1 protein-coding gene is annotated in these 274 nt (G+C 64.2%); it reads left to right on the forward strand.

Annotated elements, in window-relative coordinates; translation table 11 throughout:
* Positions 1-274 (forward strand): hypothetical protein (locus AC0MA3_RS26515; RefSeq protein WP_474658349.1); only part of this gene is annotated, 274 nt, incomplete at both ends.

Raw genomic sequence — 274 nt, forward strand, 5'->3', positions numbered from 1 at the left:
CTGGAACCTGCTTTTCGTGCCCAGCGGCCCCTTGCAACCGGACCCGGCGCAGACAGCTGAATGGAACCGCGGCGCCTATCTGGTCGAAGCCATGGCCCATTGCGGCGAGTGCCACACCCCGCGCAACCTGTTTTACGCCGTCGACAATGGCCGGAAATTCGCCGGGGCCGAACTGCAGGGCTGGAAGGCCTACAATATCAGCTCGGACAAGCGCACCGGCATCGGCGGCTGGAGCGTCCAGCAGCTTTTCGACTACCTGTCGAAGGGCCATGCG

The organism is Paenibacillus sp. LS-5, assembly GCF_056121505.1.